Below are 14376 nucleotides of genomic sequence, written 5' to 3'. Positions count from 1 at the left end.
CGCTCAGGGGAACCGCCATACGCGCCACGAACCGGCCTGACATCGGGCCACCAAGGCTAAGACACAGTTACTGAAAGATAAAAAAATGACCACCACATCGGATCACGTGTTGATTTTCGACACAACGCTGCGTGACGGCGAACAAAGCCCCGGCGCGACCATGACCCATGACGAGAAACTGGAAATCGCCGAACTGCTGGACGATATGGGCGTAGATATCATCGAAGCCGGTTTTCCCATTGCTTCGGAAGGAGACTTTGCCGCGGTCAGCGAAATCGCAAAACGGTCCAAGAATTCGGTCATTTGCGGGCTGAGCCGTGCGAATATCAAGGATATTGACCGCTGCGCCGAGGCTGTCCGCAATGCCGCCAAGCCGCGTATTCATACCTTCATTGGCACCTCACCCTTGCACCGCGATATTCCCGGTTTGACCCAAGACGCAATGGCCGACCTGATCCACGAGACAGTGACCCACGCGCGCAACCTGACCGACAATGTGCAATGGTCGGCGATGGATGCCACCCGGACCGAACACGATTACCTGTGCCGTGTGATCGAGATTGCGATCAAGGCGGGCGCGACCACGATCAACATTCCCGACACGGTGGGTTATACCGCGCCGCGCGAAAGTGCCGATCTGATCCGCATGCTGATTGAAAAGGTGCCGGGAGCGGATGAAGTGACCTTCGCCACCCATTGTCACAACGATTTGGGCATGGCGACTGCGAACGCGCTGGCGGCAGTTGAAGCGGGCGCGCGCCAGATTGAATGCACCATCAACGGGTTGGGCGAACGCGCCGGCAATACCGCGCTGGAAGAAGTCGTGATGGCCCTGAAAGTGCGCAACGACATCATGCCGTGGAACACGAGTGTTGATACCCGGAAAATCATGAATATCTCGCGCCGCGTGGCGCAGGTGTCTGGCTTTGCGGTGCAGTATAACAAAGCCATCGTTGGCAAGAATGCCTTTGCCCATGAAAGCGGCATCCATCAGGACGGAATGCTGAAGAACGCCGAGACGTTCGAGATCATGCGCCCCGAAGATGTGGGCCTGTCTGAAACCAGCTTGGTGTTGGGCAAGCACTCGGGCCGGGCGGCGCTGCGCGACCGGTTGAACCAGTTGGGCTTTGACGTGGGCGACAACCAGTTAAAAGACGTCTTCGTGCGCTTCAAGGAACTGGCCGACCGCAAGAAAGAGGTGTTCGACGACGATCTGATCGCCCTGATGCGGGATGGGACCGACAGCGAAAACGACCGCATCCAAGTCAAGTTCCTGCGCGTGATCTGTGGGACCGAGGCACCACAATCAGCTGATCTGACGTTGGAGATTGACGGCGTGGACCACCAGAAGACGGCTACGGGCGACGGCCCGGTTGATGCGACCTTCAATGCGATCAAAGGCCTGTTTCCCCATGATGCCAGCCTGCAATTGTATCAGGTGCATGCTGTGACCGAAGGCACCGACGCGCAGGCGACGGTATCCGTACGGATGGAGGAAGCTGGCAAGATCGTCACCGGCCAATCTTCCGACACCGATACGGTCGTGGCCTCGGCCAAGGCTTATGTGAACGCGCTGAACAACCTGTTGGTGCGGCGCGAGAAAACGAAGCCCGAGGGGGTTTGAGCTATCAACTGGTGTGCGGGTGGGCAGTTCCCCGCCCGCAACAGGTACACCGCGTTTTGCACTTAGGTTCGACCAGCCGCAGGTCACGCAATTTTGTGCCCGTGCGTTAAGCGATAAGCCGCCGGCGCACGTGCTTTAGGGCTTTCGCCTGCGCGGGTCGACCCTTATATATCCACCGGTCTGCATCCCTTGGGGAATCGCGGACCACAGGGGTTTTAGACGGGGTAGGCAGTGATGATGGGGTTTGCGAGTCTGTTTTCATCGGACATGGCAATTGACTTGGGAACAGCGAATACGCTGGTCTATGTGAAGGGTAAGGGTATCATCCTGAACGAACCTTCCGTCGTCGCCTATCACGTCAAGGATGGCGTCAAAAAGGTGTTGGCGGTTGGCGAGGATGCGAAGCTGATGCTTGGCCGCACCCCCGGCTCGATCGAAGCGATCCGGCCAATGCGTGAAGGCGTCATTGCCGATTTCGATAGCGCAGAAGAGATGATCAAGTACTTCATCCGCAAGGTTCACAAGCGCACGACATTTTCGAAGCCCAAGATCATCGTTTGTGTGCCCCACGGCGCCACTCCGGTTGAAAAACGCGCGATTCGCCAATCAGTGATTTCAGCGGGCGCGCGCAAGGCCGGGTTGGTCGCGGAACCGATCGCCGCCGCGATTGGCGCGGGCATGCCGATTACCGACCCGACCGGCAATATGGTTGTCGATATCGGCGGCGGCACGACCGAGGTGGCAGTGATGTCGCTGGGCGATATCGTCTATGCACGTTCGGTGCGTGTTGGCGGCGACCGTATGGATGATGGCATCATCAACTATTTGCGCCGTCAGCAGAATATTCTTGTGGGCGAAACCACGGCGGAACGGATCAAGACCTCGATCGGGACAGCGCGGATGCCCGATGACGGGCGCGGCGCATCGCTGCAAATTCGCGGCCGCGACCTTCTGAACGGCGTTCCGAAAGAAACCGAGATTTCGCAGGCGCAGGTGGCCGAAGCCTTGGCCGAACCCGTGCAGCAAATCTGCGAAGCCGTGATGACCGCGCTTGAGGCGACACCGCCCGACCTGGCAGCCGACATCGTTGATCGCGGCGTGATGCTGACCGGCGGTGGGGCATTGTTGGGCGAGCTGGACCTTGCTCTGCGCGAACAAACTGGCCTGTCGATCTCGGTCGCGGATGAAAGCCTGAATTGTGTGGCACTGGGCACCGGAAAAGCGTTGGAATACGAAAAACAACTGCGCCACGTCATCGACTACGATAGCTGACGAGCCTTAGCCCCGATCACTCGGGTCCGGTCTCGTCTAAAGGAACCGGAGGCCATTCTTGGCAAAGAAGACCAATCAAAGCGACATCTACGCCCGGCCCCTGCGCAGGCTGCTTGTCGGAATGGTCATGGTGTGCCTGTTCCTTGTCTTTCTGGTCTGGCGCATTGACAGCCCGCGCGTCGAACGGTTCCGCGCAAACCTTGTCGACCACGTCGTGCCAAGCTTCGACTGGGCGCTGGTCCCTGTCACCCGCATGGTCGGCATGGTCGAGGATTTCCAGTCCTATCAACGGATTTACGACCAGAACCAGGAATTGCGGCGCGAATTGCAGCAGATGAAAGCCTGGAAAGAGGCCGCTTTGCAGTTGGAACAGGAAAACGCGCAGCTTCTGAACCTGAACAATGTGCGGCTGGATGCGCAGCTTTCGTTCGTTACGGGCGTCGTCTTGGCTGACAGTGGCTCGCCCTTTCGGCAATCGGTGCTGCTGAACGTGGGCGCACGGGACGGGATCATTGACGGTTGGGCCACGACCGACGGGCTGGGGCTGGCAGGTCGCATTTCGGGCGTCGGGCAACGGACCAGCCGCGTGATCTTGCTGACTGACAGCAACAGCCGGGTGCCGATCATGGTGCAGCCCTCGGGCCAGAGCGCGCTTTTGGCTGGCGACAACAGCGCAGCCCCCCCCATTGATTTTCTTGAGGCGCCAGAGAAGGTGCGCCCCGGCGACCGTGTCGTGTCATCCGGCGATGGCGGCGTTTTTCCGGCGGGGCTTTTGGTAGGCCATGTTGCGATGGGTACGGACAGGCGGTTGCGGGTGCGCCTGTCCGCTGACTATGAACGGCTGGAGTTCCTGCGCGTCCTGCGCAGCCACCCCGGCGAGAAGGTGGATGATGACGGGGCGCTGATCGTCTCGACCCCTGCGCCGGCGCTGGACGCCGAGGCTGACGCCGCGCCCGACCTGCCAGTTGCAGAAGGGGGTGACGGATGACCGACCGCCTGACCCTTATGCGCTGGTTGTTTTCGTTGACCTTGGTCGGGATTGCGGCGGTGGTATTGTTTGCCCGCCTGTTGCCGATTGACCTGACACCGGGACGCGTGCCCGGGCCCGATATCGTTCTAGCGTTCACTTTGGCTTGGGTACTGCGGCGTCCCGATTACGTGCCGGTCGTGCTTGTCGCCGTTTTGTTTTTCATCATGGACATGCTGCTTTTGCGCGTGCCCGGTGTTTGGCCCCTGATGGTGGTGGCGGGGTCCGAGTTTCTCAGACGGCGCGAATCCCGGCTGCGGGAACGGCACTTTCTGTTGGAATGGGGGTTGGTTGCGATGGTGCTGCTGGCAATGCTGGTCGGGCAGCGCCTGATGTTGACCGTATTTTTTGTTGACCAACTGCCGCTTGGGCGGTCGCTGATGCAGCTGATCTCGACCGCGTCGGTCTATCCGCTGGTCGTGTTTGTCACGACCTATGTGCTGGGTATTCGCAAGCTACAACCAGGTGATGACGCAATCGCGAGGCAGGCGGCATGAAACGATCCCCGATAGACACCGAGAAAAGCGCCCGCGGCATTACCCGCCGGGGTCTGTTTCTGGGTGGGTTGCAGGTGTCGTTCGCTGCCATTCTGGTTGGCCGGATGCGCTTCATGCAGGTCGACCAGACCGAGGAATATCGCACACTTGCCGAAGAAAACCGCATCAAGTTCGAACTTATCCCGCCATCGCGCGGGTTGATACATGACCGCAACGGTCAACTGATTGCTGGCAACGAACAGAATTATCGCATCGTTTTGGTGCGCGAAGATGCAGGTGATCCGGCGCGTGTTCTGAACCGTTTGCGCAAAATCGTCTGGATTGATGATGACGAAGTCGCGCGCATTCTGGATGAGATGAAGCGCCGCAGTTCTTTCGTACCAGTGACGGTCGCAGACCGGGTAGCATGGAGCGAGGTGGCCGAGGTGGCGGTCAATGCACCTGTCCTGCCTGGCATTACACCCGAGGTCGGACTGTCCCGCATCTATCCTCGATCAGCCGATTTTGCCCATGTTGTGGGCTATGTCGGGCCGGTGTCGGACTATGATTTGGACAAGCTCGAAGACCCAAACCCTTTGCTGCAAATCCCGCGCTTCCAGATCGGCAAAAGCGGCGTCGAAGCCAAGTTGGAAATGCCCTTACGTGGCGCTGCTGGCACCCGCGAGGTCGAGGTCAACGCCATGGGGCGCGAAATGCGCGAACTGGGCCGGGCAGAGGGGCAGGCGGGCGACAACATCCAGCTAACGGTAAATGCCGATTTGCAGGCTTATGTGCAGGCACGCATGGCGCGTGAAAGTGCGGCGGCGGTCGTGATGGACACGCAGACCGGCGACCTTCTGGCAATCGGCTCGGCCCCGTCCTTTGACCCAAACAAATTTGTGCGTGGGATTTCCAGTACCGACTATAACGCGCTTCTGAATGACCCTTATCGCCCCTTGGCGGCAAAACCGGCGCAGGGCACCTATCCGCCCGGGTCGGTTTTCAAGATGGTCACGGCACTGGCGGCGCTTGAAGAAGGGGTGATCAGCCCCGGCGAAACCGTCCAATGCTATGGGCATCTTGAAGTCCACAAGCGGCGCTTCCACTGCTGGAAACGCGCCGGTCACGGCAAAGTGGATTTGACCAAAAGTTTGCGGGAAAGCTGCGATGTGTATTATTACGACATCGCCCAGCGGGTCGGGATCGAAAAGATCGCGGCGATGGCGCGTCGTCTTGGGTTGGGGGAACGCCACGACCTTCCCCTGTCCGCCGTGGCCGAGGGGCTTATCCCTGACAAAGCATGGAAAAGACAAGCCCGAGGCGCGGATTGGGTGATTGGCGACAGTCTGAACGCGGGCATTGGACAGGGCTTCGTCCTGACCTCGCCGCTGCAACTGGCGGTGATGACGGCGCGCATCGCAACAGGGCAGGCGATTGCGCCACGCTTGGTGCGCGCGATCAACGGGGTCGAGCAGCCGATCCGTAATGACGGGCTTCTGGGCATAGGTGCGCAGAACCTCGGGCTGATCCGGCAAGGGATGTATCAGGTTGTGAACGCCAAGCGCGGCACTGGCGGTCGATCTAAAATCGTGGCCGATGGGCTGCGCATGGCCGGCAAGACCGGCACCAGCCAGGTGCGCAACATCACAAAGGCCGAGCGCGCGCGCGGGGTCAGCCGCAACGAAGACCTGCCGTGGAACCGGCGCGACCATGCGCTGTTTGTCTGCTATGCCCCCGCCGAGGCGCCGCGATATGCGGTGTCGGTGGTGGTTGAACACGGCGGTGGCGGGTCCACGGCGGCCGCGCCGATTGCGCGCGATATTCTGCTTCAAACCATCTATGATGGTCCTCCGCCGCTTGAGGCGTATCCCTCTAGCCAGCGCGGCACGATCCGGTCGCGGCAACGCGACGTCGAAGAACTGCTGCGCCGCCCCCCCGTCGAACGCTTCGTGGACGGAAGTGACCGGGCATGAGCTATCTTGAATATCATGTCAAATATGTGCCCACAGGCCTGCGCAAGGTGCTGTATCTTAACTGGTTCCTTGTACTCTTGCTGACGGCGGTTGCCTGCATGGGCTTCCTGATGCTCTATTCCGTCGCGGGCGGCAGCATGGAGCCGTGGGCGGCGCCCCAGATGAAACGCTTTGCCCTTGGCATGGCATTGATGTTCGCCATTGCGATGGTGCCGATCTGGTTTTGGCGCAACATGGCCGGGCTGGGCTATATCATCTCGCTGGTGCTGCTGGTGCTGGTGGAATTCATCGGTGCAACAGGGATGGGGGCGCAGCGGTGGATTGACCTTGGCTTCATCCGCCTGCAACCGTCCGAGCTATCCAAGATCACTTTGGTGATGATCCTTGCGGCCTACTACGATTGGCTGGATATCAAGAAGGTTTCTCGCCCGTTTTGGGTGCTTTTGCCGATCATCCTGATCCTTCTGCCAACCGCGCTTGTGTTGAAGCAACCAGACCTTGGGACCGCCATCCTGTTATTGATGGGCGGGGGCGCAATTATGTTTCTGGCGGGTGTCAGCCTTTGGTATTTCGGTATCGTCTTCTCTGCGGGGATTGGCTTGGTGACGTCTGTTTTCATGTCGCGCGGCACCGATTGGCAGTTGCTGAAAGACTACCAGTATCGCCGCATCGACACGTTTCTTGACCCATCCACCGATCCATTGGGGGCGGGGTATCACATCACGCAATCCAAGATTGCGCTGGGGTCCGGTGGCTGGACCGGCCGCGGGTTCATGCAGGGCACGCAATCGCGGCTGAACTTTCTGCCGGAAAAACAAACTGATTTCATTTTCACCACACTGGCCGAGGAACTTGGCTTTCTTGGCGGTGCATCGCTTCTGGCGCTTTACGTGTTGATCCTGGCATTCTGCATTGCGGCGGCATTGCAGAACAAGGATCGTTTCAGCTCGCTTCTGATTCTAGGTGTGGCGATCACATTCTTTTTGTTCTTCGCGGTGAATATGTCGATGGTGATGGGGCTGGCGCCTGTCGTGGGTGTGCCGTTGCCTCTGGTCAGCTACGGCGGATCGGCGATGCTGGTATTGTTGGTGGGGTTCGGTCTGGTGCAAAGCGCACATGTTCATAGGGCAAGGCAGAAAAGATGAGTGTGAAAGTTCTTTACGCAGGCAACCCGGCGCAGTGGCCGGTTTATGACGCCGAGCTAAGCGGGGCGTTGGCCGATCTAGGTATCACCGCGCATTTGTCGCCTGATATTGCGGCGACCGATGTAGATTACATCGTCTATGCGCCCAACGGGCCGGTGCAGGATTTTACACCTTTCACCCGCGCCAAGGCGGTGCTTGGCCTGTGGGCAGGGGTCGAGAAGGTAGTGGGCAATCCAAGCCTGACGCAGCCCTATACCCGCATGGTTGACGACGGGCTGACCGAAGGCATGACCGAATGGGTCACGGGCCATGTGCTGCGCCACCATCTTGGGATGGACACTTATATCCATCGCACCCAGCCGATCTGGAACTGCCCCGCCCCGCCCTTGGCGCGCGACCGCACGGTAGGAGTGCTGGGGTTGGGCGCCTTGGGGGCGACGGCGGCGCAAGCACTGCGCGCGTTGAACTTCAACGTTGTGGGGTGGAGCCGCACACCCAAGCAGATCGATGGTGTGGAGAGTTTCAGCGGCGAGGCCGGGTTGCAGACGGTGTTGGGTTGCGCCGATATTCTGGTTCTGCTGCTGCCGGCCACAGCACAGACCAAGAACTTGTTGAACGCTGTCCGGTTTGCGCAGATGCCCAAAGGCGCGGTGATCATAAACCCCGGACGCGGCCCGCTGATCGATGATGTGGCGCTTCTTGCGGCGCTGGATGCGGGTCAGATCGGCCACGCCACTCTTGACGTATTCCGGGTCGAGCCGCTGCCGGATGATCACCCCTATTGGGCGCATCCCAACGTGACCGTGACACCGCATATTGCGTCAGACACACGCCCTGCCACAGCGGCGCGAGTGATCGCCGAAAACATCCGAAGGGGCGAGGCGGACGAGCCGTTCTTGCATCTGGTGGACCGGGCGGTGGGCTACTGACGCGCGGGCGGCTATATCTCAAGCCAGATCGTCACCGGCCCGTCATTGACCAGCGAGACTTTCATATCCGCGCCGAACTGCCCCTGCTGGGTTGCGATGCCAAGACCGCGCAGGGCGTCCGCGAAATGATTGTAAAGCCTTTCACCCTCGGCCGGGGGGGCGGCGGTCGAAAATCCCGGACGGTTCCCGCGCGATGTGTCGGCGGCCAGCGTGAACTGGCTGATCACCAGCGCACCGCCGCCGGTGTCGATCAGGGATCGGTTCATCTTGCCCGCATCATCCTGGAATATCCGCAACTTGGATATCTTGGCGGCCAGCGCATCGGCGTTGGCGTGGCCATCCCCATCTATCGCGCAGACAAGGATCAAAAGGCCCGGTCCAGTGTGGCCGATCAAGGTTTCGTCGACGTGGACGGCAGCTTCGCTGACTCGTTGGATCAGAGCTCTCATATCGGCCTCTCCGGTTGTGGGCGCCTCTTACTGGCTTTGTGCGGACAGATAGCCGATGATGGCCGCGGCAATCAGCCCCAAAACAACGGCAAACGCGATCTTCCAGGCCGAATAGGGGCGTTCGCCCTGCACCTTGCCGTTCTGCCCGTTCACGACAAAGCGGTATGTTTTGCCGCGGTATTTATAGGCGGCCAGCCAGACCGGTAGCAGGATGTGTTTGAAGGTGACGTCGGACAGTTTGGTGTCCATAGAGGTGACGCGCTGGCGGTCGCCGCCGATGTCGAATTTCACATCGCGCTGGATGATCCGGTTCATGTAATCACGCGCCTCGCTGAAGCCCTGTTCCAAATCGACAGTATAGCCTTCGGCTTGAAACCCGGCCAGATATTCGGGGCGGTACGGCTCAAGCCGTGACAAATCCCACGGCTCCAACGCATCGGTATAGGCTTTCGGCAGTCCGCGTGAGGCCAGCACCAGAACATCGTCGAACAATCGGGCGACACGGCCCGTCACCGCCTGCCATTTGACATGTTGCGTTCGTTTCTGCCGCCGCTCGCCGTTGACGGTGACGGTGCGCACGCTTTCATGCACAGTGCCGCGCTGGCCGTGATAGCTGGTGCGCGTATTCGCATCGAAGGTCCAATAGGGCACATAAACTCCCGTCATCTTGCGCCCCTTGCGGGCATAGGCGCGCAACCCGTTGGGGGCAAACCACAACCGTCCCAACCAATCAGTCATGGCCTTGTGGGCATCACGTTCGCGAATTTCAAACGGGGCGACGCCTTTGGGCTTGTATCGCCGGTGCGTGCCGGTGTCGGTGACGACGGGCGTTGCGCAGAAGGGGCATTCGTCGGCATGGGTATCGCCGTCAAATTCGATCAGCGCGGCGCAGTTGGGGCAGGTGACGACGCGCGCCACCTCGACCTCGGTATCCGGCAGGTGCTGGGCCAGGGCGCTTTGTAGGTCCAGTTCGCGGATGACGGGCGCCGTGGTGATCTGGTCGTCGATGGGCTGCTGATTGCCGCAATGGTCGCAGGTCAGCAGATTGCGTTCGGGATCGAACCGCAGATCCGCACCGCATTTGTCGCAGGGAAAGCGGTGCTCTTCCAACACCGCTTGAGCATCTTCACGTGGGAAAGCCATCGGATCGGTCCCTTGCGTCAGGCGCCGGGTGGGGGCGGTGGCAGAACGGTGAACAGCTGTGCCAGCTCGGCCACATCTTCGGCGCGCATCCAGCCGTCTTGGCCGGGGGTCCAGACATGGCTATCACGCGTCACACCACCCAATGCCGCCATGCGCCCCATTGCGGCCTTGGAAAATGGCCCCTTGGTTTCGCCATCATCAGCGATATGCCACACGCGTTCGACCGGTGGCGGGGGCGGCGGGGTGCTTTTGGCGGGCGCGGTTGCAGCAGGCGCCCCGCCCCACGGCCCCGATTGCGCCATCTGGCCAGCCATCGCCATGCCCAGCCCCATACCAAGACCGGCGCCCATGCCGCCACCTCCGTTGGGGTTCTGCGCGGCAGCGGTCATGGCTTCGGCAGCGGAATACTGCGTGAACGCGCCCAGGTCGCCCGCAATGCCCATCGACGTGCGCTTGTCCAACGCAGCCTCGACCGCCGGGGGCAGCGAGATGTTTTCGATATAGAATTCCGGGATGATCAGGCCATATTCCGCCACGATCCCCGAGATTTCGGTGGCGATCAGCGCACCCAGATCGGCGGTATTGGCAGCCATGTCCAGAACCGGAATGCCGGCCCCCGCAATCACGCGGCTGAAGGCCTGCACGATGATATTGCGGATTTGAAAGCTGATTTCGTCCATTGTGAATTCGCCATCCGTGCCGACGATTTCGACCAGAAACTTCGCGGGGTCGGACACGCGCACACTGTAGGTGCCATAGGCGCGGATACGGGTGGGGCCGAATTCGGGGTCGCGCAGCATGATCGGGTTCTTGGTGCCCCATTTCAGGTCGTTGAAACGGGTGGTGCTGACGAAATAGATTTCCGACTTGAACGGAGACTTGAAGCCATGATCCCAGTGGTTGATCGTGGTCAGGATCGGCATGTTGTTGGTTTCCAGCATGTAAAGGCCGGGAGTGAATACATCTGCCAACTGCCCTTCATGTACGAACACCGCCGCTTGCCCTTCGCGCACGGTCAGCTTGGCGCCGTATTTGATCTCGTGCCCCTCGCGTTCGAACCGCCAAACCAGTGTGTCACGTGTATCGTCGACCCAATGAATGACGTCGATGAACTCACCTGTCAGAAAATCAAAAATTCCCATGATAACGCTCTCTTTCTAAGGTGTTGGTCAAACGGCGCTGCCAATCAGTTCGGCTGCCATCTTCCGGATGATTGGACGCGCCTCGTCGGCGGTCATGTTGGGCCGCAGGCGGTCGTCATAAAGCATCTGAAGCAGATATTCGTCATGCGTGGTCAGCAGGCCAAATTCTTCGTCGTCATTGAAGATCGACGGGCGCGCCAGCGGGCTATCATTGGACAGACCAAGTCCCTGTGCGACCTCTTCATGGATGCACGATGTGCGCATCAGTTTGGGGTGTTCGCTGCGGATGATGGCGACGGCCTGTTCGAACTGGCCGTTGTCGACAGGGTCGCGCCCGAAGACCAGGCAATAGGTGTCGCGCGGCATATTGATCACCGCGCGTTGACTGGGCGCGCTGATGCCGGGCACAATGCGTTGCAGTTCGGGCCCGAAGGCTTTTCGCTCATCCTCGTTCATGACGTAGACGTGAAAATTGCCACGGCCCTTGGTCAAGCTGATCGGGTGGCCGGTGATGCGGCCCAGCCTGCGGACGTAGTTGGTCAGGACGGTCTGGTCGTGGGCTTTGTTTTCGTCCGACACCGAAGCACCGAAATGCACCTGAATGCGCACAGGCTTTAGCCAACGCGTCAGGCGCGAGGGGCTTTCACGCGCCACGAGCCGCCCGCCAGATGGCGAATATTCCTTATAAAACGCGATCCGTTCGAAGTTGCGGGCCAGCATCGCGGCGCTGAAAGGCACGTCCGCCCCGCCCCCATCGGTGCGCAGCAGACCCTGTGTCAGAAGGCTGCGCTGCACGCGGGCGTAATACCCCTCAAGCGCCTTGCTTTCCGCACTGGGCGTGATGGGCAAAGCCGCCGCACGCGGTTTGGGCAAGGGGGAACGAGTCAATCCTGTGCCCGCCGGTCCCACGGTTTGGCAGGCCGATAGCGCCAGCCCAGCGGCCAGCAGCCCGGTTGCCATGATCAAAGCATTGCGTGGCATTCCGTCCCCTTTTCGGCCTTGTGCGATCAGCTGCGCGGCACGGCGCCGGCCATGTTATGCGCCGACGCAGTGCCATGTGCGGTCGCGGCAGCCAATGTGTCTTTCAACTCCGCTTCCATCTTGACCAGTTCTTCTTCCGCTGCGGCCCGTTTTGCTTTGCCTTCGTCGGCAATGGCCAGGCTTTCTTCGATCGTGGCGATCAGGGTCGCGTTGGCGGATTTCACCGCCTCGATATCAAAGACGCTGCGTTCCATTTCCGTGCGCACTTGGCGGTTGGCTTCTTGCAGATTTTCCGCGTTTGCTGTCAAAAGCTCATTCGTCAGGTCGGTGGCGGATTTTACGGCCACAGCGGCCTCGGCCGAGCGTTGGATTGTCACCGCCTGTGCCAGTTGGGTTTCCCACAGCGGCACGGTGTTCACCAGCGTCGAATTGATTTTGGTCACCAGTGACTTGTCGTTTTCCTGCACCAGCCGGATCGAGGGCAGGGATTGCATCGTCACCTGTCGCGTCAGCTTCAGGTCATGCACCCGACGTTCCAGATCGTCGCGCGCGGCACGCAGATCGCGCAGCTCTTGCGCCTTGATGACACCCTGATCTTCGGGGGCATTGGCGACCTCGGTTTCCTTGGCGGCGATGACGACGTCGTCCAGTTGGGTCAGTTTCGCTTCGCCCGCCGCGATATAAAGCGCAAGCTCATCATAGAACTCCAGCGTCTTTTCATAGAGCTTGTCCAGCGACTTAATGTCTTTCAGCAACGTATGCTCATGGCCCAGCAGGTTATCGGTGATGCTGTCGATCTGCTCTTGCACACCTTCGTAACGCGCCATGAACTTGGCCGCGGGGGCCATGCGACCCAAAAGCTTTTCCCACCAGCTGCGCTTGCGGCGCATGTCCAGTTCACTGATCGAAAAGCCCCGGATCGTGGTAACGATACCTCGCAGGCTGTCGCCCGCCGGGCCAACATCCTTGTTACGCACACCGGCCAGCATGTCTTGGCTGATCACTTGCAATTCGGCCTGCGCGGCGGACCCGAATTCAATGATCGACTGGGTGTTTTCGATGTCGATCTCAGCCATCCGTTTTTCGATTTCGGCGGTGTTTTTCTTGTCGGCTTTTTCCAGAGGCACCAACTCTCCTGCTGGTTCGGGCAGCACGATGGCGGTCACATCTTCGATTTCTTTCAGGGCCGCTTCGGCCTTTTGGCGTGTTGTTTCACTCATTGGAAAATCCTTGCAATTTAATCAGTCTGCACGCCTTCGCGCGCCAATCTTTCACGCAACACCTCGATTTCAACATCAAGATCGGTGCGGTTGTCGTTTAAAAGTTGTCGGGTGCGGGCGGTGAAATTCGCCTCAAGGTCATCCAGCAGGGTTTCATAGTCCGCGCGTGCCGTTCCGCTGGGGTCGCGCATGTAGATATCAACGAATTTGGTCGTCGCATCGCGGGCGCCCAGAAGATAGACGCCCAGGTACTTGCGCGCCGCGGTCAGGTCGCGGGGGTCATCTTCGACCGTGCGGAACATGTCGCGGGCAGTCGTGATGAACCTGTCCAGCCGGTCCTTCAGGTGCCGGTCCTTGGTCCGCTCGATTTCCTGTTGCATGGTGCGCAGGTGCTTTTCGGCCTCGGTCACGGCACGGGCCACACGGTCGGTCTGGAACGTGTCGATGTCGTCCATGCCCTTGTGGGTCAGCGGGTCCAGCCCGAAGGAAAACAGGTGCAGCCCTGCGCCTAGTGCGCCCAGTCCGGCCGCGATCAGGGGCGCGCCATCAACGGACCCGGCCAGAAACAGGCCCAGCCCGGTCAGGGCGGCCCCGAAAATCTTGCGCGGGATGGCGGGACGGCGTGCGATCTTGCGAGCGTCATAAGCTTCGTGCGCCAGCACGCCCTCGCGGGTCAGCCATGCCGCAGCGATCAGCGCGCCAAAACCCAAAAGCCGCAGGATCAAATCGCCCGGTTCGCTGAAGAACGCCAGAAACGCCAGTGGAAGCGGGGCAAGAAACAGAAGGTTCACCCGCCCACCCGCGCGTGTCCGCGTTTTGCCGTGATAGGGCGAGCGTTCGGCGGGCGTGTGACCGTCATCCGACCCTTTCGGGCTGTAAGTGCCACCATAACGCTGCACCATTACGCCCCCCCAGTGATCGAAACATAGAGGATCAGTGCGACAAGCACGAAAAATGCGGTTTTCTGTAGTCCGGTTTCAGACACGTCGGGCCCT

General features: G+C 60.2%; 13 protein-coding genes. 7 read left to right on the top strand and 6 right to left on the bottom strand.

From position 1 onward, the window contains the following. Positions 1 to 85 precede the first annotated feature (85 nt). From MN186_RS07110 to MN186_RS07080, 7 genes are all read left to right on the top strand, one after another. Positions 86 to 1624: a 2-isopropylmalate synthase gene (locus MN186_RS07110; protein ID WP_242113678.1), complete on the top strand. Its 1539-nt coding sequence runs from the start codon at positions 86 to 88 to the stop codon at positions 1622 to 1624. Between the two features lie 234 nt (positions 1625 to 1858). After that, positions 1859 to 2896, top strand: coding sequence for a rod shape-determining protein (locus MN186_RS07105; RefSeq protein ID WP_242113677.1), 1038 nt, complete (start codon positions 1859 to 1861; stop codon positions 2894 to 2896). 58 nt (positions 2897 to 2954) lie between these two features. Next, positions 2955 to 3884, top strand: a complete 930-nt coding sequence (gene mreC / locus MN186_RS07100; protein WP_242113676.1) for a rod shape-determining protein MreC — start codon at positions 2955 to 2957, stop codon at positions 3882 to 3884. Then, positions 3881 to 4420 carry a rod shape-determining protein MreD gene (locus MN186_RS07095; RefSeq protein ID WP_242113675.1) on the top strand — a complete coding sequence of 180 codons (540 nt, stop codon included), beginning with the start codon at positions 3881 to 3883 and terminating at the stop codon, positions 4418 to 4420. The genes mreC and MN186_RS07095 overlap by 4 nt, the downstream gene beginning before the upstream one ends. Next, positions 4417 to 6372 (top strand): penicillin-binding protein 2, encoded by a 1956-nt coding sequence (gene mrdA / locus MN186_RS07090; RefSeq protein WP_242113674.1) that lies wholly within the window; start codon positions 4417 to 4419, stop codon positions 6370 to 6372. Before MN186_RS07095 ends, mrdA begins: the two co-directional genes overlap by 4 nt. Beyond that, positions 6369 to 7517, top strand: a complete 1149-nt coding sequence (gene rodA, locus MN186_RS07085; RefSeq protein ID WP_242113673.1) for a rod shape-determining protein RodA — start codon at positions 6369 to 6371, stop codon at positions 7515 to 7517. Before mrdA ends, rodA begins: the two co-directional genes overlap by 4 nt. Beyond that, positions 7514 to 8446 (top strand): 2-hydroxyacid dehydrogenase, encoded by a 933-nt coding sequence (locus tag MN186_RS07080; RefSeq protein WP_242113672.1) that lies wholly within the window; start codon positions 7514 to 7516, stop codon positions 8444 to 8446. The genes rodA and MN186_RS07080 overlap by 4 nt, the downstream gene beginning before the upstream one ends. Positions 8447 to 8457: 11 nt before the next feature. Here the strand turns inward: MN186_RS07080 and dtd are convergent, their stop codons facing one another. Genes dtd through MN186_RS07050 form a run of 6 tightly spaced genes read right to left on the bottom strand, consistent with a single transcriptional unit; the run spans position 8458 to position 14283 of the window. Continuing rightward, complete coding sequence (dtd, locus tag MN186_RS07075) at positions 8458 to 8895, bottom strand: D-aminoacyl-tRNA deacylase (protein ID WP_242113671.1); 438 nt, start codon at positions 8893 to 8895, stop codon at positions 8458 to 8460. A gap of 27 nt (positions 8896 to 8922) precedes the next feature. Beyond that, positions 8923 to 10038 carry a TFIIB-type zinc finger domain-containing protein gene (locus MN186_RS07070; RefSeq protein WP_242113670.1) on the bottom strand — a complete coding sequence of 372 codons (1116 nt, stop codon included), beginning with the start codon at positions 10036 to 10038 and terminating at the stop codon, positions 8923 to 8925. A 17-nt stretch (positions 10039 to 10055) separates the two neighbouring features. Then, complete coding sequence (locus MN186_RS07065) at positions 10056 to 11180, bottom strand: SPFH domain-containing protein (protein WP_242113669.1); 1125 nt, start codon at positions 11178 to 11180, stop codon at positions 10056 to 10058. 27 nt (positions 11181 to 11207) lie between these two features. Beyond that, the gene (locus MN186_RS07060) at positions 11208 to 12161 is read right to left on the bottom strand and encodes a DUF2927 domain-containing protein (protein WP_242113668.1); all 954 of its coding nucleotides are present in this window, start codon (positions 12159 to 12161) and stop codon (positions 11208 to 11210) included. Positions 12162 to 12187: 26 nt separating this feature from the next. Then, the gene (locus MN186_RS07055; RefSeq protein ID WP_242113667.1) at positions 12188 to 13381 is read right to left on the bottom strand and encodes a toxic anion resistance protein; all 1194 of its coding nucleotides are present in this window, start codon (positions 13379 to 13381) and stop codon (positions 12188 to 12190) included. 17 nt (positions 13382 to 13398) lie between these two features. Next, positions 13399 to 14283 carry a 5-bromo-4-chloroindolyl phosphate hydrolysis family protein gene (locus tag MN186_RS07050; RefSeq protein ID WP_242113666.1) on the bottom strand — a complete coding sequence of 295 codons (885 nt, stop codon included), beginning with the start codon at positions 14281 to 14283 and terminating at the stop codon, positions 13399 to 13401. Positions 14284 to 14376: the final 93 nt, after the last annotated feature.

It is taken from the genome of Aliiroseovarius sediminis (assembly GCF_022678485.1).
Taxonomy (GTDB): domain Bacteria; phylum Pseudomonadota; class Alphaproteobacteria; order Rhodobacterales; family Rhodobacteraceae; genus Aliiroseovarius; species Aliiroseovarius sediminis.
This window is presented reverse-complemented; position numbering and strand designations above follow the sequence as displayed.